This is a genomic window from Pseudomonas sp. A39 (assembly GCF_058145955.1).
In genome coordinates this window covers 1-26,427 of the sequence record NZ_JBYVMD010000017.1, presented here as the reverse complement: position 1 = coordinate 26,427, position 26,427 = coordinate 1, and the positions used below count along the sequence as shown (strand labels likewise).

Below are 26,427 nucleotides of genomic sequence, written 5' to 3'. Positions count from 1 at the left end.
CTCACACCAGTTGAAAAACGGCGTCGAATCGCTCGAGCGCGTCGTCGATGACGTCGTCGGTATCAGCCAGGCTGGTATAGATCCGACTGCCGGCCAGCGTGATCAGCCCGTGGGCCGTATAAGCAGCCCCCATTTCTTCCATCATGTGCTTGCGCGACTTGGCTTCGTTACGTGCACGCAGCAACTTGAGCGGGTTGCTGGTATCCAGCAACAACACGCCTGAGGTTTGCAGATGCACGATCGAGCCCATGTTATAGGCCACATACGGTAAGCCACGGCGGTTAATGATTTCGTCCAGCCCCTTGCGCATACGGTCACCCGCGCGTCCCGCCAACGCCGGCGCATTCAGTTTGCGCGCCTCGATCAAGGCGTAGTAACCCGCCACGCAGGACAACGGGTTGGCCGACAATGTGCCGCCGACAAAGGCCCGTCGTGCAGAGGTACCAATACCGCCGGCGAGCAGCTGCATCACATCCCTGCGCCCGCCGATGGCACCGGCCATGGGGTAGCCGCCGGTCAGGCATTTGCCAAGTACGGTGATGTCCGGCATCACGTTGAAATACGCTTGTGCGCCCCCCAAGCCTGCGCGGAAGCCGGTGACCACTTCGTCGAAAATCAACAGGGTATCGAACTCGTCGCACAGTTTACGCAGTTGGCGGTTGAAGTCCGGGTGCACCGGACGCGTGCCGCTTTCCGGGCCAAAAGGCTCCACCATGATCGCCGCCGTGCCGCCGCGCAGGCGATTGATCTGCAAGCGCCGACGTAACGCGTCCAGGTTATTCGGCGGGCTCTCCTGAGTGTGCGCCGTGGCGCCACGTGGAATACCGACGGCCTCCATACGGCCGGTGCCCGGCAAGCGCATGCCATACACCAACTGGTCACTCCAGCCGTGATAAGCACCACCGATCTTTATCACCCATTTCTTGCGAGTGTAAGCACGCGCCAGACGCACCGCCGCCATGACGGCCTCGGTGCCGGAACCCAACAGGCGCACCATATCGACGCCGGGCATCACTTCGCAGACCAACTGCGCCAACTTCACCTCATATTCATGGAGCAGGCCGGTGACCGGACCGCACTCATCGAGTACCCGATTGACTTGCTCACGAATGGCCGGATGGCTGGAGCCCAACAGGGTTGGTCCACCGGCCTGCAGAAAATCGATATAGCGGTTGCCGTCCACATCGGTCAGGTGCGCGCCTTTGGCCTGGGCGATGGCGAGAGGGAATGGGTGGTTGAATGCCAGGTTGTGCTGTACGCCTCCCGGTATAAATTTTTTCGCCTCCTCAGCCAGCCGCCTCGACCCCTGGCAACGCTCGTCGAAGTAACCCATCACCTTGCTTAGTGCCTCGCGCTTCAATGGGCGAATCGGTTGTTTGACCAGTGCATCGAAACGCCGATACAACGAGTCGACATCAGGCCATTGCGAAACCGCTGAGTCTGCCGCAGCAGGCAATGTGATGGGATCAAGAGGCTTGTTCATGATGGGGTCTCGGAAGAAGGGTGAGCATCGACAGCGCTGGAACGCACCAGGGCCTCGACCAGGCGTGCCACGGCGGCAGGTGACTGTGATTTATGACGGGACTGTTCGGTGATTTGGCGTAACAGGTAGTCACGGCAAAAGGTCTCGAGGTCCTCGAGGCGCAACAGAGTTGTCTCGACATCCGGGCCACAGCACAACACCCCGTGGTTGCGCATCAGGTACGCGTTGTAATCCCAACGAATGGCCCGGCCGAACTTGCCGGCCAGCCAGCTGGACCCTGAAGGCGCGTACCCGACCAGGGGAATGTGTTTACCCAAGGAGTCCCACAGTTCAGGGTTGGGCACATCCATGGGTTCACCGAGCAAGGTGCAAGCACTGGCTACGGGCTGATGCGTGTGGATGCTGCACTGCACATCCGGGCGCGCCCGCAGGATTTTTGCATGTAGCCCGCTTTCAACCGTGGGGGCACGGTCACCGGAGAGCTGCGCCAGATCCTTGAGGCGCAGCACGCAGACATCCTCGGGGCGCATGGTGAAATAGTCAGTCGCAGACGGCGTGACAGCGATGTGCTGCGCGTCGATGCGCAACGCGAGATTGCCGCCTGTGGCCGCAAAAAAGCCGCGGTGACACAGATGCTGCGAGAGCTCGACAATTTGCTCTTGGACATGACTCATGAGGCCGTCTCCTGTATGGGGTTCAGTCGCCGGTAAAGCGGCGCAAGGCGCTTACGCACCTCCTGGAATGTGGCGAATTGATCGTCGTAAAGCGCGCGGGTCACGCGGGACGGCTCAAACAGGCGGTGGGGGCGCTTGAGGCTGGATAGGTCTTGGAACTGCAGCTTGCCCAACGCCACCGCCGCAATGAACGCCGCCCCGCGTGCATTGGTCTGGATGGCGTTCTGCGGCTGCTGGATAACGCGCCCACAGACGTCAGCCATGATCTGGCACCACACGTCCGATTGGGCACCGCCACCGGTGGCCACGATCACATCGCTGGGCTGGCCGAGAAAACGCGAGAACGGCTCGAACATCCAGCGCGTATTGAGCGCGACCCCCTCCATGAAGGCGCGGATGATGTCCTCCCGCGAGTGTTCCAGCTTCAGGTTGAACAGACCGGCGCGCAGGCTTGGATCACTGATCGGTGAGCGCTCACCACACAGCCAGGGCGTGTAGATCAAGCCTCTAGACCCCGGCGGCACGCGTGCGGCGATACGATCAAGCAAGGCATAGACATCCGGCTGTTGTTCATCACTGAGCAGCTCATCCGGGTGGTACAGCACCTTGTCGCGCAGAAAAGAAAGGTTCGCGCCCGCCGCCGACTGCATGGCCATCGCAAGGTATCGGCCGTTGACGGCACTGGGTACTGCAGCAATGTGGTGGCGCACGCTGGTTTTCTTGAACGGGACGTGAGCCCCCACCCACGACGAGGTCCCCAAATAGAGGTGCGGGGTAAAATCGCTGACGCTGGCGCCAACGGCCACCGCCGAGGTGTCGACGGCACCCGCCACCACTTGCGTAGTGCGCGCCAGTCCAAGGGTCTCGGCAAGCTCCGAGCGCAGCGTGCCGATAACGTCGGTGGAGCGGACAAGCTCAGGCAGTTTTCCGGCCTCTATTCCCAGTGCCTTAACCAGCCCGTCGTTGTAGCGGATGCGGTGGGGGTCGCGGTTATCGGTGATCCATGCGGTCAACATCGAGTCGCTGGTGGCGCAATAGCGACCCGACAGCCGCAGGTTCATGTAGTCGAGCACGTTGAGAAACTTGTGGGTTCGCTCATAGCGCTGTGGCTCATAATCAAGGATATAGGCCATGTGGCCGGCGGCATCCATACCGGACAACGAGGCCACGCCGCCGGTCAGGCGCAGTGAACGCCAGAGCTTGAGCGGTCCATAGCCAGCCAGGCTGAACCGCCCTCCTCCCATGCGTTTTTTCACCGCGCCGGCTCCTCGTTTGTCCAGCCACAACATGGCACGTCCAATGGCCACGCCGTCCCGATCTACACACACCGTGCCTTCGCCCTGTGTCGAGCAACACACCGCGATCACCTGGCGCCGCCGGACTGGATCGGCGCTGAGCAGTTCGTTGGCGCCACGCAGGAACGCATTCCACCAATCCTGCGGTTCCTGTTCGACGCTCAACCCGCTCACATGCAGCGGCACACTGTGAAACGCCCACGCCCGGATATCGCCTTCTAGTGAAACCAGGGCGCACTTGCAACCGGAGGTGCCGAGGTCCACAGCGAGGACGAGTTGCTCCAGACCGGTGGCCGCCTGAGGTGTCCGGGATAAGAAAAGCGAAGTCATAGAGGTTTACTCAAAAAGTACGCGAAATCGATGCGACCCAACGGTTGTCATCCGTGGCACGCACATGCCCGTCGTCCTCGACCATGTACAGTTCACGCGCCTTGGTCTTGACCGCTATCCAGTCGATGCCCCAGTCGAATCCCAACCAGCGGTGGCTCAGGCCGATGTCATAGTCGGCCGCATCCGCCTCGGAAAAATTGACGAGTTGCTGGTAACCAGCGTGCAGCTTCAGCGTGGTGTTCATCCCCAGCGCATATTTGTAGTCCAGGTCATAGAGCATGCTGCCACGGGAGTTACGGTCGCCCTTGGCGTAGCATTCCAAGCCCTTCGTGGGATCGTCACGAAACTGCAACTGGGCGCCGCACACGCCGCCGGTGTTGGCACCACGGTAAGTTTTGGACAGCACCCGAGCGACTCGACCTTCCAACGCACCGTAACCAATTTCCAGCACCGCGAACTGGCTGTTGTAGTTGGTCGTGCGCTCATCGGTGGGGGTGAAGGTTTCAAAGTCAAATTTGTTCGGCGCCTTGAACTGCGCGCCGGGGAACATTTCCGCGGCCAGGCCCAGGCCGTAATGCCACGCCTCCGGATCGCCGAACCGATAACCGCCCGCCAGTAAAACGCCCACTCCGTCGCCATCAATGAATTGTTTTTTGCTGACGGTGGTGAACTCGGCAAGCGCGACCAGGCCACTTTCATGGGCAACCTGAACGGTGACGCGGGCGCCGGGATGGTTCAACGAATCCGAAACGCCCCGGGTCCTGACATCGGATACAGCCTTGGCTGTGACATCAATGGCATAGCTGGCCATTTCGTCGGCGAATGCCAAGGACGGGCTGACGATAGGCCACAGCAAAGCAGCCATCAGACAATGGTGTGTCGTTGCACGCATGAGGCTCTCCTACAAGAAAGGTCGGATTTACAAAGTGCAAACCGGTGCAGGAGGCAGTGAGGCAACACGTTCGAATTGCTCTGTCTTACCGAGTATCTCGGTACCGACAAAAGCCCGGACATTGAGGAGCCCCTCTTTGACCCGAACGACGCCTTTGTATTTTTTATGATCGCGGGGATCAAACACCCAACCATCGCGCCATGCTTCCTGGTCGAAACGATCCAGTTGCATGATCTGTACGCCGCAATCGCTGGTGGTGGAGGCCATGTCCTTGACCCAGACCACCTTTCCACACAGCGCGCCAGGTTTATCGACGCAATCGTCGACTTTGACCACCGCATCCTTTTCCGAGGTAAGCCATAGACCTTTGGCTTCCTGTGGACCCGCCGCCGCATAACCAATGGAAGAGCACGCCAGTGCCAGTGAAAGGAACAGCCATTGCCGAGCGTTCATAGTCATCACCTGTATTTTTTGTTTTAAGAGACCGTCACACTAGCGATGCATCGGTTATGATAGCCATCGCTACACGATAGTTATAACTACCATTTTCTAGCTCAGCAACATTTTTTTTTATTTTGATAAGCTGACTCTTCAACCTTTCTTTGCTAGGTGCCTATGGCCAAGCCCAACACTGCCAGCGCCCGCGCCGTTAGCGCCGGGAAAACCCAAGACCAAAAGAAATCGCCTGCACAGCAGCGCAGCACCGAGACCTACGAGCGGATCCTGGTCGCGACCGCGCAGACCCTGTGTGATGTGGGAATCGAACGTCTGTCCACCAACCTGGTTTGCGAATGTGCAGGGCTGACGCCGCCGGCGTTGTACCGCTACTTTCCGAACAAATACGCGCTACTGAGCGTGCTGGGTGAGCGCCTGCTGGAAAAACAGAACGGCCTGATCGACCACTGGATTACCCCACAATTGTTGTCCGGCCCGCCCGAGGATCTGGAATCGGCGCTCGCCGAACTGATCCTGGAAACCTACCGGGTCACCGACGCCACCTTGGGCGGCATGTGGATTCTCAAGGGGCTGCGCGCGGTACCGGCGCTGGAGCATGTGAGGATCGACTCCCACCGGCAGGTCTCAAGCGCACAGGCAGAAATCCTCGCGCAGGTGTTCCCGCGGGCAGATCCACAGCAACTCGCCACCGCCGCCAGGGTGGCGGTAGAGATGATCCACGCAACGATCGAGTTGTTGTTCGATGAGTCCCTGGACCCCAAGAGCGTGTGTGCCATGGTTGCCTCGATGATTATCAGTCATCTGGATCGGTTGACCCCGACTCCAAACGTGTAAAGAGAGAGGAGCGAACATGGCCGGTGCGGACCCGTTGCCCGGCCGGATCGCACCTTCAACAGCAGCCATGTGCCCTTTACCCTCTCAGCAGCGAGACCACGCGTCACCTCACTTACCGCTGAACTCATTGGGTCCTTCATGCGCCGAGTCGAAAATCCCCCGCCGCCCCCTGTTCGCAATTACGCCCATTATCATCAGGCGCTGGCTGGGGTGCAGCTACCCGCCGCCTTCATCGACCTGGATGCACTCATCGTAAACCTACAGCGCCTGGGCAAACGCGCTGGGGGCTTACCCGTGCGGCTGGTGACCAAATCCATACGCTCGGTGGAGATGATTCGCACGATCATGGCCGCGGGGCCATTTATGCAGGGCCTGCTGTGCTACTCCGCCGCCGAGGCCGCCTGGCTGGCCGGCTTGGGGTTTGACGACATCGTCGTGGCTTACCCGACGGTCGATGAACGCAGTCTGGTAAAAGTCGCCTGCCAATTGCACCGCGGACGCTCGATTACCTTGATGGTCGATAACCGGGCCCAGGTGCAGGCGATCAATGAGATAGCCGTGACAGAAGGTGTGGTCATGCCGTTGGCGATCGATCTGGATATGTCATCGGCTTTTCCTGGGCTGTACTTTGGCGTGCACCGTTCGCCGATCAATGACGTGGGGAGTGCGCTCCAGCTGGCCGCCAATATCGCCTCGTGCCAGGGCGTCGTACTGCGGGGGCTGATGGGCTATGAAGGGCAAATTGCCGGGTTGATGGACGCGGTGCCAGGCCAAGTCGTCAAGAATGGAATCATCCGTTTTCTCAAGCGCCGCTCCATTGCCGAAGTCAATAAACGCCGTGAGCAGGTCGTGCAGGCATTGCGTAATGCCGGCCATACGCTGCAGTTCGTGAACGGCGGCGGCACTGGCAGTTTTGAAAGCACACGACTCGACCCTTCGGTTACCGAGTTGGCGGCCGGCTCCGGCCTGTACGCACCGACCTTGTTCGACCACTACCAAGCCTTCGAACTGACGCCCGCCGCCGGTTTTGCCTTGCCGGTGACACGCACCCAGGCTCCCGGCGTGATGGTGTGCTCAGGCGGCGGTTACATCGCCTCCGGGCCGGCGGGTAAGGACCGATTGCCCCGGCCCTGGCTGCCCAGCGGCTGCCGCTTGATCGACAACGAAGCCGCCGGCGAAGTACAGACCCCACTGCTGCATACCCTGGCGCAAGCGTTGAACATCGGTGACCCGGTACTGTTTCGTCACGCCAAGGCGGGCGAGCTGTGTGAGCGTTTCGATGAACTGTTGCTAATCAGCAACGGGCGCGTGGTGGACCGTGTACCGACTTACCGCGGCGAGGGCAAAAACTTCTCCTGATGGTCCACGCGTTCTCACCTCCCCTCTTCCTGCACTTTGCCCAAGGATACCGTCATGAATCAGCCTCTCAGCAACCTGCCCTCTTCGCTTGAGCCCGTGCCGTTACTCAGTGAACTGTTCACGGCCCAACAAGCCGCCGTGCATGCCCAGGGAGCCCCCACCTACGAGCAGCGTATCGCTGCCCTGGACGCCGTGTTGCGCCTGGTCAGCGATCACCACGACCAACTGCTGGAAGCGGTGTGTGCGGATTTCGGCAACCGTTCGTTCGCCGAGACCCAACTCAGTGAGCTGATGCCCATCGTCAACGGCATCAAGCATATTCGCTCGCACCTCAAAGCCTGGATGCGCCCCAGCAAACGCAAAGTGGGCATTGCCTTCAAGCCCGCCACGGCACGGGTGATCTATCAACCCTTGGGCGTAGTCGGCATTCTGGCGCCATGGAATTACCCGCTGACACTGACCCTTGCACCGCTGGTGGAAGCGCTGGCAGCGGGCAATCGGGTGATGATCAAACCATCGGAACTGACGCCGCGTACCGCCCTGTTGCTGCAATACTTGCTGGCCCAAACCTTTCCCGCCGACCAGGTCAGCGTGGTCATCGGCGACGCGCAAGTGGCCAGCCGTTTTAGCGAACTACCGTTTGATCACTTGTTGTTTACCGGTTCTACACAGGTCGGGCGTCTGGTAATGGCGGCTGCGGCGCGCAACCTGACCCCGGTGACCTTGGAATTGGGAGGCAAATCGCCAGTGGTACTCGCTGCGGATTTTCCACTGAAGAAAGCCGCGCGGATGATCGCCATCGGCAAGCTATTCAACGCCGGTCAAACCTGCGTCGCCCCCGACTATGTGCTGGTGCCGCGCCATTTGGTCGAGCACTTTGCCACCGAATGGGTAGCGGCGGCCAAGCAGCTGTATCCCACCATTGACGGCAACAAAGACTACACCTCGATTATCTCGCGGCGTCACTACGAACGCCTGTTGAATCTGGTCGATCAGGCCATCGTGGCCGGGGCCAAGGTGTGGCAGGACAAGGCGTTCGACCAGAGCACCGAGCGCAAAGTCCCCCCAACCTTGCTGACCGACGTGCCCTTGAACACCGATATCATGCGCGAGGAAATTTTTGGCCCACTGTTGCCGGTAATCGCCTATGACACACTTGACGAGGCGCTCGCCTTCATCAACGCGCGGCCCAAACCGTTGGCGCTGTATTGCTTCTCCAATGATCGAACCAGCATCGAGCAAGTGGTGCAGCAAACCCGTTCAGGCGGTGTGACCATCAATGGCACGATGCTGCATGCCACCCAGGATGACCTTCCCTTCGGCGGCGTCGGTGAAAGCGGCACCGGTGCCTATCACGGCTATGAAGGGTTCGTGCGCCTGTCCCATGCACGGGGCGTATTCAAACTAAGCCCCTTCAATATGTCTGACAAAGTCTCGGCACCCTATGGGCGGCTGACCCGCCTGGTGGTCCGCCTGATGCTGGGCAAGTAGGCGCACAACAGGAGCACTACATGCTTGCCCCCCTACGACACACCGCGGATTTACCGGTCAACCTGCTACGTAGCCTGGCGGATCTCATTGCGCAATTAGACCTGGACCCCAGCCGGCTGTGCATGGGGTTGGGTTTCAATGTCGCAGACCTGGCCAACCCGCAAAGCCGGGTCTCGATTCGTCAAGCCTGCCTGATGATCAAACGCGCCCTGGAGATGACTAACGGCCGCGACCGAGGACTGGGTCTGGACATGAGCGCGACCGAGTCCATCACCTCCATGGGCCTGGTAGGTTACGCCATGCTGACCAGCGCCACCCTCGGCAGTGCGATAGCCCTGGGCATCGACCTGCAGAAGCAGACCGGCGCGCTGTTGAGCTTTGAGCACCTCGAATCCCCTGGGCATATTACGCTCCAAGTCACTTGCCCATTTCATGAGCCCGACATTCTGACCTTTCTCGTTGAAGAAGCCTTCGGGATGCTGCTGAATATCGCCCGCGCGCTGGCGGGCCCGACTTTCAGCCCATCGTCGATCGAACTGAGTTACCCAAGGCCCGCCTACGCCGATCACTATGAACACTTGTTTAGATGCCCGGTGCACTTTGATCACAAGGACAATCTATTTGTCTGTGCCAATCACTGGGCCAATACCCCCATCGGCACCCACGATGCGCTGAGCAATCGACAAGTCGTTGAGCTACTGGAGATGAGTGCCGATCGAGGCGGTGAACTTGAGTTCATCGAGTCCGTCGAGCGCATTCTGCGTCGTGATCTACGTACGCCTGTCAGCCTGTCAGCAGTTGCCTCACAACTGTGCATGAGCGAACGAACCCTGCGCCGCCGCCTCGCCCAGAACGACATGTCCTATCAGGCCATCCTGGATGACCTGCGCAAACAACGGGCCCTGGCGCTGCTGGGCAATGTGCGCCTGACCCTGGATGAAGTTGCCTACGAGGTGGGTTTCAGCGACGCGCAGAACTTCCGCAAGGCGTTCAAGCGCTGGACCGGACAGTGTCCACGGCAACCGCGCGCTTGAACATTTCAATCAGTCACGCGGCTTTTGGCTGAAGGCTTCAAGCCTAAGGCCATGCCAAGCGATTGCCAGCAGGCGCAAACGCCGCGGCCCATACAGCGCCTGGATGAAGCGTTCGAACAGTTGGAATTTGCGCGGTGTGTAGGGGTACCAATTGGCTTCGATCTTGCTCCCGGCCTTGTCGATCAGTATGGCTTTACTGCGAGTGAACCCCAGCAACCCTTCCGGCCCACGCAGTTTTCCGAATCCACTTTTCTTCGCCCCACCGAACGGCAGGCCTGGATTGCCTTCGCTCATGTTGACGTTGTTGATCGAAACGCCGCCGACCTCAAGTGCACCGGCCACCCGCAGCGCGCGCTGCGCATCGGCACTGAACACACTGGCGCACAAGCCGTAATGGGTGTCGTTGGCCAACTCGATGGCGTGTGATTCGCTGGTAAAGGCCATGATCGGCAATACAGGCCCGAACGTTTCCTCGTTCCAGACCCGCATGTCCGGCGTGACACGGTCCAGAATGATTGGCCGCACTGTCAGGGAATTCGCATCGGGTACAACACCGAATCGCAGGCGGGCACCGCGATCCAGGGCGTCTTGAACATGTTCGATGACCTTGTCGCGCTGAAAGCCGACGGTCATGCGCCCGACGTCGGCGTCGCCGTTATCGCCACAACGTACTACGACCTCTTCCGCCGCCTGGACCAGACTGTCGACGAAACGATCCAGCACGCTGTGTTCTACCAATAAACGCTCCACACCACTGCAGGATTGTCCGGCATTCGTGAAACCGCCCCACAACGCACCCGCCACCGAACGCGCTATTGGCGCGTCGGCAAACACAATCATCGGATCTTTACCGCCCAGCTCCAGCTCAACGGGGATCAACTCGCGACTGGCCTGGGCCATGATCTTGCTGCCGGTAGGGCCGCTGCCGGTAAAAAAGATCTTCGCCGGCTGTTGGTCGATCAACGCCGAACCCAGGCTGCCGTTGCCGTACACCACCTGGACCAGGGCCTGGAGTATCGGAGAGCATGCAAGGACCTGTTCGACCAGGCCTTTGCAGGGGGCGTGTTCGGAGGGTTTGTAGACCACCGCATTGCCCGTCGCAATCGCTGCTGCAATACCAGTAATCGCGTTATGGAACGGGTAGTTCCAGGGACAGATGATCAGCACTACACCCAGGGGTTCATGCAGCAGCAACGATTGCTTGCCCAACAATGTAATTGGCGTCTTGACCTTTTCAGGTTTCAGCAACCGTTCGGCATTATTCTCCAACCAATTGAGCCAATCGAGGGTGCCAAGGATTTCCGCGATCAATGCATCTGTTCGACATTTGCCAACCTCCTGCATGACCCGCGCGATGATCATTGAGCGGTGGGCCAGAATCGCGTTTTTGAGCTTGGACAACTCGGCCAGACGCGCCTGGATCGACAGCTGTGAATGAGCACGCAAGGCCGTGCGGGCGTTTTCGAATGCGACCCGGGAAATCGCAGCCTCATATGACAGCACATTGTCGTGCGGGCGGGATTCGAATTCATTAGGCGGGGTCATTCAACGCTCCTCGGGATCATCGGCCAGCTGCCAAGATAACCGGCTGTCGGGCACTGAGGCAGGGTTGATACGGACGAAAAAGGGTTCAAACCGGCTATATCGCGATAGCGACCTGCGAGCCCCGCGAGAAAACCCTAAACCATGAAATTAGTGATCGGAATGTACTTTTGTGCAGAATTGAGTCATTTACGGACCTACCTGACTCAGCCCCCGACACTTTAAAGTACGCCAATCATTCAATCATCGGCGTCGTTATGAATCTCTGGTTTCGGCTTCTCCTCATGCTGCTTCGTCGACCTTGGCGCAAACCGGCAAAAGCACTCGAATCGACCGTCATCCGAATGCGCGTATGGCCACTGGATCTCGACTTCAATCGACACGTCACCAACGGCCGATATTTCACATTGGCAGATGTGGGACGCATGGACTTCGTTTTGCGCAGCGGCGCCTATCGAGTAGCTATTAAAGGAAAGGCGATGCCCATCGTCAGAGACACTTGGGGTAAATTTCGGCGTGAGCTCAGACTGTTTGAAGCTTTTGAAATCCACACAAGGATGCTTGGCTGGGTCGACAAGTGGAGCTTCATGGAGCATCGGTTTGTGAGCAAAGGCAGAGTGATCGGCGTTGTCATGATGCGAGGTCTATTTCGTTCACAGAAAGGTACTATTCCGCCAAGCGAATTTGTTCGAGAACTGGGACTGCCCGCACAGTCACCAGAGATACCGAAATGGCTAATGTCGTGGTCGCAGAGCTGCGACGCCATGAGCCGCCAACTCAGAGATGAAGAAAGCACCAATGATCGACTTTGAGGGGAATCCTGCGCAGCTCATCCATGGAATGAATACTCGAATCGCCAAATAGTGAATCCAATTAAATTACCACCTGAGCTGGCACGTGCACCGGGCGAGTGGATTGCGCCTAGACCGGCGTGGACGTAAATGAAGATCACCTTGTGCCACCTCGGCCCCGCCAAAAATCGCCATCCACAATTACACAGGTATGGCGCGCGCATTGGGGGCAAATCTGGGGGCATACTAAAGTTTCTTTATGCTGAAAACGCCGTTCTAGAGCCAAGTCAAAATGTTTTTTGGCGACCCTGAGAGTCTTTAGGCGTCGTCGGGCAGGCTGTTGGTCTGATCAGCCTTTCTACAAACCATGGAGCCCCATTCACCTGCAGCCTGAGCAGCTGGTTGTGCCGCTTTGCGTAACGGACACGCAGCGATCAATCAATGGATGGCTCAGTTTTTATCAAGAAAAAATCTTCTCGAAACAGACGCTTAAGCTCACCCCGGCGTTTTGAGAACAGTGAGAAGTTACTTGCCACATCTTGGATATTCTCTGTGACCGTTACAAGATAGCCCTTATTAAGCTTTTCAATAGGAAAGCCTGCTGCAGCAATCCGCTCAAAATCGACCTCTTCAGCGAACTCATCGCCGTAGAACATGGCCCAACCCATATTCGGCACGTCCGGGTTCAAAGCTGACTTGAATGAGCCGATCTGAAAACTATTATTTTTCTCATGAGGGCCGAGTTCGGGTTCACTGAAAAGGTGCAGCATTCCAAGTTGAGGAGGAAAAATTTCACACCATGTTTTGAAGAGTGAATACCAATCGACTCTCTCGCTACTGGCCGAGCGATAGCTGATTGCGCCTGGAACCACCTGCCCCCGGGCGTTGCGCGCAGTATGAACAACGCTCCCAGAGCCTTTAACCTTTTTTTTTCTCCGCCAGGCAAAGTCTTGGTAGAAGTCCGACAATGCGCCATTAATCCGTATGGCCGCCTTGGACGCCCAGCACGCCTCACTCGCGGCCATGCCCATGAAAGACTCCACGAACTTATCCGCGTTGTGCGACACCTGCTCTGGAACCAGTACGCCCCCATCCCGGCTTAACGACGCAATGAACGCCTCTCCAACGCCCCATCCAATAGTTTCAGACTTCGTCCTGATTGCGATCTGCACGTAAGGCTTCATATGTCTTCAAAATCTCGTCAATTCACGCGTGACAGGATTGTATCTATAAACCTCCCCCCCCGTGCTCTCCACCTGGCGCATCACCTCCCTCGAAATACCATTTGTTCTGGAGCTGACCACAATATTCAAGGGTTGGCTGGTATCGAGTGCGACCTTGACCTGCGCACGCAACTGGTTGGACATTGAAAGATTGAGTACATTCTTGATCTCCAACATCCCCCCTACGTTCTTCCCCCACATATCAGGAATCGTTGTTACTTTTGCGCCGTTAGCCAGCTCGACAGTTACCAGGCTGGTATTTTTCACCCCGCCCATATCATCAAAGGCACTGATGACTTGCCGTTCAAACTCAATGCCATTTTGGCGATTGAGGGTAATCTGGGGCAATTTGCATGGCCCAGTGTTGTGGACCCAGGTCTTCAGCTTGCCAACATAGAACGTATGCCCGATATCAACTGTCAGGTTGAACGTTTTACCCACCGGCTGGAACAGCTCCAGGGACTGGACCCGAGTCGAGACGTTTTCGCTGGCGCCGTCTCCCAGCGACTGCAGCAAGTCGCCAGGCTTGAGATTGATGGCTGGGACAAAATCGTGTTGGGCTGGAACGTAGAATGGGTGCGACGGGGTCACCAACAGCGTTTCTCCCTCCGCCGCACCGTCTTTACGAATACTCTCCAGCTTCAGGCGATAGATCGGTTGATCCGTGCGCACATGGGTTGCCAGGATGGCCGCGGCAAACGGTTCACCGCCGTGTTCAGGTTTACTCCAGACGATTTCGCCGACCTTGAGCGTATCGATGGCGCGATCCCCTGATGGGGTCGCAACCATCGTGCCTGCGGCGAAACAGCAAGGACCGCGCAGCTCGCTCGCCACAACGCCCTTGAGCTCGTTGCTTGCAACGCCGGTCACACCACCAGGAAACTTGACGCTCGCGGCCCCCAGGGCTCCGACGACGATGTTCCCGAGACCGTTCCAGGTATCGCCATCGATGACCTGTTTACCCCCGTAACCCGCCTGCAATACTCCATTGGCAGCTGCGGCGATACGAATAGCCGAACCCAACGGACCTGACAGTGCGTAAATCGCCGGCGTCCCGATGTTTGCCAGGCCCTGCTGTTCGTTGCTGATGCGCAAATAACCTTGCGCATCCCTGTACACCATCTCGTTGGCCGTTTGTTCTCGGCTCCAGAACGGATTCAGTACAGAGACACCGTCCACTGCACGCAACGCATCGGCATAGGCGATTTTCGCCTCGGTCGTGCCCGCAAACGGATAATCACGGATAGGAACCGGTCCATTCTCTATCAGCATCTTGACGCTGGACGCGGCAACTTCAGGGCCATACTTGAGCTGCGTCTCGTAGGCATAGACTTGAAGATAGGCCTTCAGCTCACTTGTTTCCGCAGCGGATAGGGAGGTGGGGTCGTTATGGAACTTGGCCAGCAAATCATCGCTACGATGATCAGCGCCCTCAAGCGTGGACAACTTCCTGGCGGCGTCGAGGCTTCCAGTTTCCTCATACTCGTTACGCGCTCGATCACGCACGGCTTGCGAATGATTTCCCAGGAAATTGTACTGGGTGGCATTCGCTGCCACCGAGGACGCAATGGCGGAATCACCACCGGATGCTACCGCCCCCAGCACACCGGCAATCTGCGAGAGCGCCATCAGGTTCGCTTCGGCCCGGATATATTCAGGGGAGCCCTTTACCAGGTTTTCCGGCAGGAGCTGGTCGCCCAACAGCCCGACTAAAAGCTCGTTGGCGCCACCGGCAATGGCACCCGTGCGGAAATCACCGCCCATGGCCTTGGACAGCAGGCCACCAAGACCCGCGTGCAACAGGATCTTTTCCAATCCACCTTCGGGCAGTCCCTGATCACCGATTTTCCCGGCCCCGATTGCCCCACCAATACTGGCGGCAGTACCCATCGCCGAGCTGGCCAGGTTGTCCTGGAAGCTACCGCCATACACCGCGGTCTTGATCACCGCATCCGCGGTCACCTTCAAGGCAACAGTCTGTGCACTTTGAAGATCGAAACCCATGCTGCCGGGGCTGTAGTTGAGCCCTTGCGCCACACCCGCCGTCGCGATCGAAACGCCATAACCCTTAAGGCTGTCCTTGGACGTGACATCCTTTAAAATCGCACCGAGGTTGCCCCGGTTATCGATGGTGCTGACGGTCGCCTTGGTCGCAACGCTGACGGCGCCCGCCTGGGCCATGGTGCTCCAGCCGGCCATCATCGGCCCCATCACCGCAGCCAGCGCAATCGCGATGATCAACTGCGATGCAGGCCCCAGTCCCGAGGTGTTGTACTTGAAGGATTCGTGAATCTCCTTCACTTGCCGCCAATCCACGTCACCGCGCTTCTCGGCTTCCTGGAGCCATGCCAACTTCGGATCAGCCTTGACCATCGCGTCGATGGTCTGACTGACCGTCTGCTGATTGACCTCCCTGACATCGATTTTCAGGCCTTCGACAGCCTTGATGGTGATTGCTCCAGCCGCCGTCAGTTGGCTCTGGCGAAGTGTTTCGTCGGTATGGCCCTTACCTTTGGATGAGTTCCAGAAAGCATTGTTGTTGGTTTTGGTATGGCTCTCATCATGAAGGTCCTTCACCCCCTCGAAAGTAATGCTGCCACCACTGTCCAGCGTGAGATTCTTACCGCTCTCAAGCTTTGCAACCTGGTAACGCTGGTCATCTCCACTCTTTAGCGTCAGGTCTCCCCCGGTCTTGATCTCGCTCCCCACATTTGTCACTTGGGTCACTTCATCGTGGCGGGTCTGCAATTTGCCGAAACTGCCCTTCTTTTTCTTGTCGTAGAGCGAATAGTCACTGTCCTGTGCTGCGAGCAGATCCAGTTGCCCACCCGCTACCAGATACGCCTCATCTCCAGCATTGATCCGGCTGGATACCAGCGTCATGTCCTTACCCGCACTGAACACGACATCACCACCCGCCGTCACGTTACTGGCGATCTGCTTGACGTGATCCTCTTGCGTCTTGAGCTTCTTGGACTTGGAGTAGGAATGGCTTTCGTCAGCTGCAGAACTCAAGGTCAGGTTCTCGGCGGCCTTCACGCTAATATCCCGCATGGCGTCGATATCGCTGCCAATCACCGAGATATCACGACCGGCGCTTACCGATACGTCACGGCCGACCATCAGGTCGGAGCCATATTGGCTAACGCTGCTGCTTTGTCCCCGGCCGGCTTCGCTACGGTGTTGCTCGGCAGAGACAATGTTGACGTCACGACCGGCAGTCAGGGTCGTATCACGGCCGCTGTACATCACGCTGCCGGCGCTGGTGATATCACGCCCGGCGCTGATGCTTAGGTCGTTTGCTGCCTCGATGCGTGCAGCGCTGTCGACATAGTCCTGGGTCTGGGTATATCCCTTGATGCTGTAACCCGTGGTCGAGGCAGTGCGCTCACTGACCACATCACCGCCGATCGCGACCATGCTGACATCGCGACCGGAGATGATCCCCCCGGCCTTGTTGACGATATTGTTGCTGGCCAGCAGATCCAGACGATTGCCGGCCTCGATAAGGCCGCTGTTGACGATATTGTTACCCGCCATCGCGCTCAGATTGTTCGTTGCACGCAATGTCCCGGCATTCTGCAGATCCTGACCGGCAATCAGCGTCACATCCGCGCCCTGGATCAGCGCCCCGTTTGGCGCCAGGCGATTGGTCGCCTGGGCCAGGTAGAGCACCGGCACCAGGACTTTCTCACCATTCACTTCATGCTCTTCGAGCCAGACGATATCGTGGGTCAGCGCCGCGACCTGCTGGGAGGTCAGGCTGACCCCAACCGACAGGTCGAGCTGCTGCTTGCTCTTGATGGCGTTGTCCATCAGGTACTTGTAAAGCGCTTCGTCGGAGGTCTGGCCGTCGATGAAACGCTGACCGGTACGCTCGACCACCGCCTGCTGGATCAGCTTCTGCTCATAGAAACCGTCGCCCAGGCGTTTGGCGCTTTGATCGGGGTTGTAACCGAGGTTCGCCAGCAGGTAGTCCGAACTCATGAACTGCTTGAGGTCGGTCAGTACCGGGTTGGTTTCGATCAGGTACTTCTGCGGGTTGGACCTGCCCGAGGTGTCCGGCAGGCCCTGCACGCGATTGATGACCTGGCTGCCCACCGTGGAAACCACGCCCGCCTGCCCCGGCAACTGGACACTGCCGGAATCGCCCGGCGCACTGACACTGATCACGCTGCCGGACACCCCAGCGCCCGTGGCCTGCCGGGTAGTTTGTTCGAGTTGAAAAGTGCTCGCGGCGATCCGCGCCGCATCGCTGAACTGCAGGTTGCGCGCCTGGACGTCATCCGCGCCCTGTTGGCGCTGGGCACTGCTGACTGTCGCGCTGCCCATGCTCCAGCTCTGTGGCCCGGCACTGGTTTGGCTTGCCTGGGCCGCAGAACCGCCCTGGCCGCTCAGGCGGAACAGACCGTTTTGTCCGTCCGGCAGGCTGAAACCCCGCGACGCCACGGGGTCCACCCGCTGCTGGGACAGGTTCGGCGGCAGTTGTGGGTTCAGGTAGACGACCGTCGGCTTGGCCGCGCTGCCGACCTGGGTACCGGTCCCGGTCTTCGTCGTCCCGGAGAACTGGGTATTGGCGTGCAGATTGCTGTTGTCGATGGTGTTCTTGGCGTTGATCTGTATCGCCTGCCCGGCCTGGACCACCGAAGCGACACTGCCACCCCCGGCGGTAAACACTTTGTTATCGCTGCTCAGGGTGCCGGCCAGGATGCCGGCGGGAATGGCCACATCCGGTCCCTGACCGAATTTGGTGTTCACGGTTGTGGTTTTTTGTTTGCCGTAATCGTTGAGCTCGGTGTGAGTCCCGCCTTTGTCGGGCTCATGCACGGTCTTGGTGTATCGGTAGACGTACTGGGAATATCTTCGCGCGTAGGCGTCCAGCGCTTCGTTCGCGTAAGTTTTGTTAGTGAAGATATTGCGCACGCCGGTATAGACCCGGTTACGGGCGAAGTTGCCGGCCTCCAACCCCAGGTTCTCGAAGGTATCCACGTTCAAGCGAATATTCTTGCCAGCAGAAATCGTCGAGGCGGTGTTGGAAAAGCGGCCGACATCGCCATCAATGTTTCCGGCCACCGCCAGGCTCGCTCGCGTGCCGCTGATGGTCGACTCCGAGGTGTAGTTTTCGGCGATATAGAACGTGCTGCCGTTAAACGTGATATCGCCCGACACCAGCCGCTCTTTGCCGATAACCCCTTCGGTCTTGTTGTTGAAGCTGTTCGCCGACAGCGAGAAATCCCCGTCGACATTGATCGAGGACGCCAGGTTGGTCGCGCTGTTGGCGCGACCGCCATTGAGTCCCGAGATGTTCAGGTTGCCGATGCTGTAGACATCCCCGTTGTCGTTGGTGAAGTCATTGACCAGCAAGCCCATGTTTCGGCCGCTGAAGATCAGGCCGTGATCGTTCACCAGGGTGGGCGTCTTCAGCGTCAGGTCCTGGGTCGCCCCCAGCGTGCCGGTGTTGCCGATACTATTGGCGGTGACCGTCATGGAACCGCCGGACGTCAGGCGCCCGGCGTTGCTCAGGCCACCGGCATTGATCGTGGTATCCCCGCCACCGGCAATGCTCGTGGCAGTGCCCAGGGTTACCTGGGCCGCGCTCAAGCCCAGGGTGCCGACGCTGCTGTAGCGCCCGTTACCACCATAGGTGCCGGCCAGGGTCAGGTTGGCCGTGCCGTCACTGGCGATCAGCCCATCGTTGTTCCAATTGCCACCGTTGCCGGTCAGGCTGTCCGAGGCCAGCAGTTGTCCGCCCGCCGTCTGGTTGAGGGTGTTGACGTTCACCGTCAGGCGCCCGGCCTGGATCACGCTGCTGTTGGTCCAGTTGTCCGCCGTCAAGGTCAGGCCGCCACGGGTTAACAGGCTGCCGCCGGCGTTGGTGATATTGGCGGTGCTGATATCAAAGGTGCCGTTACCCACATGCAGCAGACTGCCGCCCATATTCTGGAAGCTGCTGGCATTGAGGGTCAGGTCGCTGTTGGCGGTTTCCAGCTTGCCGTTGCGGTTATCGAACAGGCCGCCGATCTGGAAGTCGGTCTTGCCGCCGGAGCCCAGTGCACGGATCTGGCCGGTCTGGTTATCGAGGCTGGCCGCACGCACGCTCAAACTGCTGTCGCTTTCAATAACGCCCAGGCGGTTGTTCAGCGCGCCGTTGAGGCTGAGGTCGATGCGCTGGCCTGCGATCTGTCCGTCGTTGTCGCCGCTGTTGTCGAAGTTGTTGCCGCTGACCTGTACCAGGCCCTGGGCGTACAGGCCGCCGTTGCGGTTGTCGAAGTCGGCGGTGGTGATCAGGGCATCGCCGCTTTGCGCCGCGATCCGCCCACCGTAGTTGTCGATCCCGCCAAGGGCCCTGAGGTTGAGGCGCTGGGCCTGGATGATGCCGCCCTGGCGATTGTTGGCCAGGTCATAGCCGTTTTTCAGCACGCCGACGACATGGGCTTCGAAAGCGCCCTTGAGGCTGGCCAGGGTGCCGCCACGGTTGTCGAGGCTGGCCGCGCTGACACTGAGGTCGCCATTCTGGCTAATCAGCTTACCGCTCTGGTTGTCGATATCGCCGCTGACCATCAGGTTGAGTGCACCTTGCCCTTGCACGGAGCCGTTGCCGTTGGCGAGGCTCGCAGCGTCGACACGGACGCCAGCGTTCTGGCTGTAGATCAGGCCGTCACTGTTGTTCAGCACGGCACCGCTGCTGCTGATCACCAGGTTGTCATTGGCCGCGACGGTACCGCGATTGCGGTTATCCAGGCTGCCGGTGAGCAGGCTCAGCCCCCCTTGGCTGACGAGTTGGCCGCCCTGGTTGTCGATCTGGCTGCTGCGGCTGATCACCAGTGGTCCGCCGCTGGCGAGCTGGCCGTTGCTGTTGGTCAAGGCGCCGAGCAGGTCGAGGCTGACTGCGGCCTTGCCGCTCAGGGTACCGTTACGGTTGTCCAGGGTACTGCCGGTGAAATCCAGGGCCTGTTGTGCGCTGATGCTGCCGCTGTTGTTCAGGCTCATAGCTTGCAGTGTCAGGGTGGCGGCGCTGTCGATGGAGCCGCCCTGGGCGTTGTTCAACAAACCGCTGACGGTCAGGCGCTGGGCCGCGCCACTGGAAAGAATGCCGGCGCTGTTGTCGAGGCTGGCCGCGTTGACGGTCAGGGCTTGCTGGCTGACCAGCGCACCGGCATTACTGTTGAGCAATGCACCGCTGACGTTGACATCAAGATTGCCGCTGCGACTGGACAGCGTGCCGCTGTTGCGGTTGTCCAGGCTCGCGCCGTTGACGGCCAGCCCCTGCCAGCCGGAAATCAGGCCGCCCTGGTTGACCAGGCTGTCGCCGGCCACGCCCAACTGGTTGCTGCTGATCAGCTTGCCGCCGCTATTGTCCAGGGTCCGTGCGGTGAGGTTGAAGCTCTGGCTGCTGGACAGCTCGCCGCCCTGGTTGTTCAGGTCACGCAGATGATTGAGGGTTAGGGGGCCCTTGGCCTTGAGCAGGCCGTTGCGGTTGTCGAGATCACCCCCCGCCAGGTCGAGGCGGATGGCTTGGTCGCCGAGCAGGCGGCCGCCGTTCTGGGCCAGGGCGCCGAGGCTCAGGTCGATATCGCCCTTGGCCGAGACTTCGCCGCCATTGCCGGAGTCCAGGCGGCTGGCGTTGATCGTCAGGCCGGCCTGGCTGTTGATCAGGCCCTTGGCGCTGTTGTTCAGGGCCATGGCGTTGAGGGTCACGGCGCTGGCACCCAGCAGGGTACCGCCCCTGTTGTCGAGGTCGGCGCTGCTGACGCTCAGGGCTTGGGCGGCGTTTATCAGGCCCTGGTCGCGGTTGCTCAGTTGACCGCTGGTGGTCAGGTCGAGGGCGCCCCGGCTGGTCACGGTACCGCCGCTGTTGTCGAGGCTGGCGCTGCGTATATCGAGCGCGGCGGCCGCGATCTGGCCCTTGAGGTTGCTCAGTGCCTGGTTGATCCGCAGAGTCACGGCCTGGTTGCTCAGCAGTTTGCCGCTGCTGTTGTCCAGGCTGTCGGCGGCCAGCACGAAGGCCTGGGCACTGGAGATTTCACCGCCCTGGTTGTTCACGCCCTTGAGGTTGTTGAGCCGCAATGACGGCGCGTTGATCAGGCCGCTCTGGTTGTTCAGTTGGCCGTTGTTCAGGTCCAGGGTCAGTGCCGTGTTGCTGAAGAGCTTGCCGTCCTGCTGGTCCAGGCCGGTGACGCTGGCGACCAGGGCCTTGTCGCTGCCGATGCGGCCGCTCTGGTTGCTGACCTGCCCTGCCGTCAGGGCGAGGCTGTCGCTGCTGCTCAGGCTGCCGGTGCGATTGTCGTAGGCGCCGGTAGTGACAGTCACCGCACCTTTGCCGCTGATCACTCCCAGCCGGGTGTTGTCGAGACTGGCACTGTTCAGGTTGATGCTGCTGTCGCTGACCAGGCGTCCACCCTGGTTGGCCAGTGTGCCGTTGGCCTTGACGTTGAGCGCGCCGCCACTCGACAGACTACCTGCCGTGTTGGTCAGCCCGACGCTGCTGACGTCCAGCCGGCCTTCGCTGCTGATCAGGCCAGCGCTGTTGTCGAGGTCAGCGCCGAGGGTGAGTCGTGCGTCCTGGTCGCTGAATAGTTGGCCGCCGGTGTTGTCGAGGGCCTGGCCGTCCAGCGTGACGCCGATCTTGCCCTTGAGCAGTCCCAGGTTGCGGTTGAGCACTTCGGCCATTTCGAGGGTCAGCGTGGTATCGGCAAGGAGCTTGCCGCTGTCGCTGTTGTTCAGGCGCTTGCCGGTCAGGCGAATATCGGCACTGCTGGAGAGTTCACCGCCGCGGTTGTCGATAACGTCGACATCGAGTGTCAGCGCTTTTGTCGCCCCTACCAGGCCGTTCAGCCGGTTATCCACGGAGGCGCCGCTCAGGGCTAGCGCGCTGCTGGCGATCAGCTTGCCGTTGCGGTTATCCAGAGCAGCAATGTTCGCTGTGACATCGGCTTTTCCGGAAACGGCACCGTTGCTGTTATCCAGGCTGTTGGCCGTCAACAGGATAGCGCCGTCGCCCACCAGGGTGCCGCCCTGGTTGATGAACGCCCCGCTTACGCCGAGGTCGACCGCACCGCGGCTGCTGATCAGGCCCTGGCTGTTGTCCAGGCTGGCGCTACGACTGTCGAGAGAAGCCGCGGCCACCAGGCCCTTGATGTTGCCCAGCGCCTGATCGATACGCAGGGTCAGGCCCTGGTTGCTCAGCAGCTTGCCGTTGCTGTTGTCGAGGCTTTTCGCGGCCAGGGCAAAGGCTTGGGCACTGGAGATTTCACCGCCCTGGTTGACGACCACGTCGAGGTTCTTCAGCACCAGCAGCGGGCCGTTGATCAGGCCGCCACTGTTGTCCAGGCGGCCGTTGTGCAGGTCCAGGTTCAGTTGGGTCTTGCTGAACAGTTCGCCGCCCTGTTGGTCGAGGCCGTTGACGTTGGCCGTCAGATCCTTGGCACTGGCAATACGCCCGGAAGCGCCGTTGTTGACCTGGGTGGCCGTCAAGTCAAGGCGGTCGCCACTGGTCAGGCGGCCACCCTGGTGGTTATCCAGGGTGCCGGTGGTGACGCGGGTCGCACCCTCGCCGCTGATCAGGCCTTTCTGGCTGTTGTCGAGACTGCCGCTGGCAAGCACCAGGCCCTGGTCCGTGAGGATCGACCCGCCCTGGTTGAGCACCGCGCCGAGACTGTCGATCGACAGGTCGGCGGCACTGCCGAGCTTGCCGGCCGTGTTGTCCAGGCTGCCGACCGTAAGGCCCAGCGCACCTTCGCTGCTGAGCGAGCCGGTGTTGTTGAGCAGCGCGCCATCGAGGCGGATATCCAGGCCCTGCAGGGCGGAGATGTTGCCGCCACTGTTATCCAGGGTCTTGCCGTTCAGGTTGACGCTGCCCCTGGCGAACAGCCGGCCCTGGTTCTGGTTGATCACTTGCGCCACTGCGACGCCAAGATCAGTCTCGGTCAGCAGCTTGCCGCCATCGCTGTTGTCCAAACGCTGCCCGCTGACACTGACGCTGCTGTGGGTGCTGGACAGCTCGCCGGTACGGTTGTCGATCTGCTCGACATTGATGGTCAGGCCCTGGGTGCTGGCGACCGTGCCGCCATTGCGGTTGTCGAGGCTCTTGCCGGTCAGCAGCAGGGAACCCTGGGCCACCAGCGCCCCGCCCTGCTGGCTGAGGCTGTCGATGCTGGCTTCGAGGTCACCCTGGCTGGCAATACGGCCCTGGGTGTTGGCAACCTCCTTGGCCTTGAGACTGACCGGGCCGACTGCGCTGAGCAGGCCACCGCTATTGTCCAGGCGGGTGCCTTCGAAGCCGACGGCCGCCTTGGCGACAAGGTTGCCCTTGTCGCGGTTGTCCAGTTGATCGACCAGCAGCTTGAGGTCTTTGTCGGCCTGGATCAGGCCGCCACGATTGTCCGCCGACCCTCCGCGTACGGTCAGGTGGTCCTTGCCCGCCAGGCTGCCGCCGCGGTTGTCCAGGCTGCCGGTGGTCAGCTCGATGCTGCCCGTGGCGCGCAGCTTGCCCTGTTCGCGGTTGTCCAGCGCGCCGTGAACGGTGGCACTCAGCGTGCCGTCCGCCGCCAGCACCGTGCCCGCCGCGCGGTTGTCGAGGCTGGCGGCGGCCAAGGTCAAGGCCTTGCCGGAACCCAGGGTCCCAGCATGGTTATCCAAGGCACCGCTGAGGTCGATGCTCAAGCCCAGATCGCCGGTAATCTGCCCGCGGGTATTGTCCAGGCTGACGGCCTTCAAGGTCGCCAGGGTTGAACCCGACAAGGTGCCGTCACGGTTATTGATCGCGCCGCTGGCAGTGAGGCTGAGCCCCCTGTCAGCCGCGATCAAGCCGGACGTATTGTCGAGGCTGGCGACATTCAGGGTGACATCGGCCAGGCTGGAGATTTCCCCACCGCGATTGCCCAATGCACCGACGTTCACCACCAGGTCGCCGTTGCTGGAGATCAGACCGTCCCGGCCGTTCACGGCCTTGTCGGCGGTCAAGGTCAGACGGTCGGTGCTGAGCAACCGCCCCTTGTTCTGGTTGTCGAAGGTGCCGGCGGTGACGGTGGTCTGCCGCTGTCCGCTGAGGGTGCCGCCCTGGTTGTTCAGGGTCTGGGTGGTGGTGATGTCGAGGTCACGGCTGGCAATGATGTTCCTGCCGGCGTTGTTGAGGCTCTGCGCGCTGATACGGATATCGGCGTTGGTGTTGCGGGTGTTATCGGGATTGACTCCGCTTTCGATGATGCCATTGTTGGCCAACTGGCCGCCGCTGGTGAGGGTTATGCGGTCCTTGGCGACAAGGTTGTTCTGGCTGGTCAGGTCGCCTCGGGTTTTCATCTCCAGTGTGGTGCCGGCGTAGGCCGACCCTTGGATGTTGGCGCTGACGGCCTCTATGTTCACTGCACCGTCGGCGGCGACTTGTGCAACGGTCAGGTCGCCGTTGGCGTCGATCTGGATGTCGCCTGCGCTGGCAGCCATCTTGCCATCGAGTTTTACCCCGACACCGGCTTCGCTGCTGACCAGCTTGATCGCCCCGGCGTACATGCCGCCCAGGGCTGAAGAGTCGATCGCCAGTTGCGGGGCTGTTGCTGGGTCGGCCACTCGTGCGGTGGCCTTGAGGGTCTTGGCATCGACGTCGTTGGCACCGGCAATGATCGTCAGGTTCTTGGCTTGAATCTCGGCATTGAGCTTGGCCGAACGGGTGATGATTTCGAACTGGTCGATGTTGTTGGCGTTCAGGCCTGCGCCTTCGATGGACACGCTGCCTTGATCGACTTGGTAGCGACTGATCTGGCCGTTTTCGATGACGGCCTTGCCGGTGGTCAACGTGGCTTGCGGGGTGTTGATAAACCCGCAGCCGTTACAGGTAATCCCATACGGGTTGGCCACGATGACATGCGCCGACTGCCCTGCCACTTCGGTGAAACCGCGCAACTGGCTGGGGCTGCCGCCGTTGACCTCGTTGAGGATCACGCTGGCAGCCGTACCATTGAGGTTCTGGTTACCGAGGATGATCCCGCCCAACTGGGTCGACTGGGTCCGACCGGTCGCGTTGTTGAGGATCACGCCCTGCTGACCGACGTTGTAATCCTGGAATTGGTTATGCGACAGCCCACTGCCATTGGGCGCGGCAATGTTGACGATAGGCACGCCGTTGCCCGCCTGGCCGAGCGTCGTCCCCGGCGCACTGACCACAATCCCGTCCGCCTGGGCCAGCAATGGCTGCCAGAACATGGCGTTGGCCAAGACCAACGCAAGCCCGCGCTTGGGCAAGCCCAAGAAGTTGGAACGGCTTTTCACGGCTGCAGAAGGTTGGCGCGCAAGGAAGGCGAGCTGGCGAACGTCCATGTCATGTCTCGATGCCCGAGGGGCGGTAAAAATTTAAAGAAAGAAATCCAGTCGAAAATAGATCGGCGCTTCACGCTCAGTGATCGGCCCCGGTCGTTCCAAAGAGTGTGCAAAAGTCACCGTGGCCGCGACGTTCTGGCCGCGCGCGAACAGGTCCACGGAGTTGCTGGTCATGCGCCCGTACTGTTCGGCGTTGTAGCGGTCGCGGCGGATCACGCCCTGGTCATAGCCGAGGCTGGTGCCGTACTCGGCGAACACTGGCTGCAACCACGCGAGGGTCACCGGCCTACTCCAGCGCAGGTCGTTGCGCCAGTAGCCGCCGCTGTCGCCGGACAGACTTTGATCCTTGTAACCGCGAATAGAAGACTGCCCGCCCAGGCTCATGCGCTGCGGGCTGAACAGCACGTCTTCGCTGCGTTGGCCGGTCATCAGGCTGCTGAAGCTGAACGACTCGCCCCACAACTTGAACGGGTACAGGTAGCTCAGGGTCGCGGTGTATTTGCGGTAGCGCGCATCGGCCTGGCCAGGGCGTGGGTTGTGATTGGCCTGGGCGTCGAACGCGCCGATGCCGTCCTGCATGCCCAGGTCGATGTTGAGGAACGAGCCGCCAATACGCCGGCCATGGTTGATGCCGAATTGGGCTTCGCTGAGGCGGTTGCTGCTCAGGGCGAGTTTGCTGTCTTCGATGAAGTTGTTGGTGCGCAGGTAGGCCAC

Annotated in this window: 14 protein-coding genes; 5 read left to right on the top strand and 9 right to left on the bottom strand. The window is 60.2% G+C overall.

The features are described 5' to 3' along the window. Position 1 precedes the first annotated feature (1 nt). Genes AC3ZU9_RS15115 through AC3ZU9_RS15095 form a run of 5 tightly spaced genes read right to left on the bottom strand, consistent with a single transcriptional unit; the run spans position 2 to position 5,127 of the window. Positions 2-1,483, bottom strand: coding sequence for an aspartate aminotransferase family protein (locus AC3ZU9_RS15115; RefSeq protein ID WP_490090910.1), 1,482 nt, complete (start codon positions 1,481-1,483; stop codon positions 2-4). After that, complete coding sequence (locus AC3ZU9_RS15110; RefSeq protein ID WP_490090909.1) at positions 1,480-2,157, bottom strand: class II aldolase/adducin family protein; 678 nt, start codon at positions 2,155-2,157, stop codon at positions 1,480-1,482. Before AC3ZU9_RS15110 ends, AC3ZU9_RS15115 begins: the two co-directional genes overlap by 4 nt. Then, entirely contained in the window at positions 2,154-3,782 is a 1,629-nt protein-coding gene (locus tag AC3ZU9_RS15105) for a xylulokinase (protein WP_490090908.1), read from the bottom strand. Before AC3ZU9_RS15105 ends, AC3ZU9_RS15110 begins: the two co-directional genes overlap by 4 nt. Positions 3,783-3,792: 10 nt before the next feature. Beyond that, entirely contained in the window at positions 3,793-4,674 is an 882-nt protein-coding gene (locus tag AC3ZU9_RS15100) for a TorF family putative porin (RefSeq protein WP_330211931.1), read from the bottom strand. 27 nt (positions 4,675-4,701) lie between these two features. Next, positions 4,702-5,127: a DUF2147 domain-containing protein gene (locus AC3ZU9_RS15095; RefSeq protein ID WP_421526466.1), complete on the bottom strand. Its 426-nt coding sequence runs from the start codon at positions 5,125-5,127 to the stop codon at positions 4,702-4,704. A gap of 162 nt (positions 5,128-5,289) precedes the next feature. Here AC3ZU9_RS15095 and AC3ZU9_RS15090 point away from each other — a divergent pair, with 162 nt between their 5' ends. The 4 genes from AC3ZU9_RS15090 to AC3ZU9_RS15075 all read left to right on the top strand — a co-directional run bounded on the left by AC3ZU9_RS15090 (position 5,290) and on the right by AC3ZU9_RS15075 (position 9,848). Continuing rightward, a complete protein-coding gene (locus AC3ZU9_RS15090) occupies positions 5,290-5,964 on the top strand; it encodes a TetR/AcrR family transcriptional regulator (RefSeq protein WP_490090907.1) in 675 nt (224 codons plus the stop codon). Positions 5,965-6,174: 210 nt separating this feature from the next. Continuing rightward, on the top strand, positions 6,175-7,323 hold the full coding sequence (locus AC3ZU9_RS15085; protein WP_490090906.1) for an amino acid deaminase/aldolase: 1,149 nt from the start codon (positions 6,175-6,177) through the stop codon (positions 7,321-7,323). Between the two features lie 54 nt (positions 7,324-7,377). Next, positions 7,378-8,814 carry a coniferyl aldehyde dehydrogenase gene (locus tag AC3ZU9_RS15080; protein ID WP_490090905.1) on the top strand — a complete coding sequence of 479 codons (1,437 nt, stop codon included), beginning with the start codon at positions 7,378-7,380 and terminating at the stop codon, positions 8,812-8,814. A gap of 20 nt (positions 8,815-8,834) precedes the next feature. After that, entirely contained in the window at positions 8,835-9,848 is a 1,014-nt protein-coding gene (locus tag AC3ZU9_RS15075; RefSeq protein WP_490090904.1) for an AraC family transcriptional regulator, read from the top strand. 9 nt (positions 9,849-9,857) lie between these two features. Here AC3ZU9_RS15075 and AC3ZU9_RS15070 read toward each other — a convergent pair whose 3' ends face one another. Next, positions 9,858-11,393 (bottom strand): aldehyde dehydrogenase family protein, encoded by a 1,536-nt coding sequence (locus AC3ZU9_RS15070; protein ID WP_490090903.1) that lies wholly within the window; start codon positions 11,391-11,393, stop codon positions 9,858-9,860. A gap of 254 nt (positions 11,394-11,647) precedes the next feature. On the opposite strand from AC3ZU9_RS15070, the gene AC3ZU9_RS15065 reads away from it, so the two are divergent. Continuing rightward, positions 11,648-12,202, top strand: a complete 555-nt coding sequence (locus tag AC3ZU9_RS15065; RefSeq protein ID WP_490090902.1) for a thioesterase family protein — start codon at positions 11,648-11,650, stop codon at positions 12,200-12,202. A 413-nt stretch (positions 12,203-12,615) separates the two neighbouring features. Here the strand turns inward: AC3ZU9_RS15065 and AC3ZU9_RS15060 are convergent, their stop codons facing one another. From AC3ZU9_RS15060 to AC3ZU9_RS15050, 3 genes are all read right to left on the bottom strand, one after another. Continuing rightward, on the bottom strand, positions 12,616-13,353 hold the full coding sequence (locus AC3ZU9_RS15060; protein ID WP_256577188.1) for a hypothetical protein: 738 nt from the start codon (positions 13,351-13,353) through the stop codon (positions 12,616-12,618). Positions 13,354-13,371: 18 nt separating this feature from the next. Then, the gene (locus tag AC3ZU9_RS15055; RefSeq protein WP_490090901.1) at positions 13,372-25,713 is read right to left on the bottom strand and encodes a two-partner secretion domain-containing protein; all 12,342 of its coding nucleotides are present in this window, start codon (positions 25,711-25,713) and stop codon (positions 13,372-13,374) included. A 33-nt stretch (positions 25,714-25,746) separates the two neighbouring features. After that, positions 25,747-26,427: ShlB/FhaC/HecB family hemolysin secretion/activation protein (locus tag AC3ZU9_RS15050; RefSeq protein WP_490090900.1), on the bottom strand; the 681-nt coding region annotated here is incomplete at its 5' end.

What these genes read in the sequence shown, in the direction of transcription:
- AC3ZU9_RS15115 (WP_490090910.1), bottom strand. Translation starts at nt 1,483, where the DNA reads ATGAACAAGCCTCTTGATCCCATCACATTGCCTGCTGCGGCAGACTCA.
- AC3ZU9_RS15110 (WP_490090909.1), bottom strand. Translation starts at nt 2,157, where the DNA reads ATGAGTCATGTCCAAGAGCAAATTGTCGAGCTCTCGCAGCATCTGTGT.
- AC3ZU9_RS15105 (WP_490090908.1), bottom strand. Translation starts at nt 3,782, where the DNA reads ATGACTTCGCTTTTCTTATCCCGGACACCTCAGGCGGCCACCGGTCTG.
- AC3ZU9_RS15100 (WP_330211931.1), bottom strand. Translation starts at nt 4,674, where the DNA reads ATGCGTGCAACGACACACCATTGTCTGATGGCTGCTTTGCTGTGGCCT.
- AC3ZU9_RS15095 (WP_421526466.1), bottom strand. Translation starts at nt 5,127, where the DNA reads ATGAACGCTCGGCAATGGCTGTTCCTTTCACTGGCACTGGCGTGCTCT.
- AC3ZU9_RS15090 (WP_490090907.1), top strand. Translation starts at nt 5,290, where the DNA reads ATGGCCAAGCCCAACACTGCCAGCGCCCGCGCCGTTAGCGCCGGGAAA.
- AC3ZU9_RS15080 (WP_490090905.1), top strand. Translation starts at nt 7,378, where the DNA reads ATGAATCAGCCTCTCAGCAACCTGCCCTCTTCGCTTGAGCCCGTGCCG.
- AC3ZU9_RS15075 (WP_490090904.1), top strand. Translation starts at nt 8,835, where the DNA reads ATGCTTGCCCCCCTACGACACACCGCGGATTTACCGGTCAACCTGCTA.
- AC3ZU9_RS15070 (WP_490090903.1), bottom strand. Translation starts at nt 11,393, where the DNA reads ATGACCCCGCCTAATGAATTCGAATCCCGCCCGCACGACAATGTGCTG.
- AC3ZU9_RS15065 (WP_490090902.1), top strand. Translation starts at nt 11,648, where the DNA reads ATGAATCTCTGGTTTCGGCTTCTCCTCATGCTGCTTCGTCGACCTTGG.
- AC3ZU9_RS15055 (WP_490090901.1), bottom strand. Translation starts at nt 25,713, where the DNA reads ATGGACGTTCGCCAGCTCGCCTTCCTTGCGCGCCAACCTTCTGCAGCC.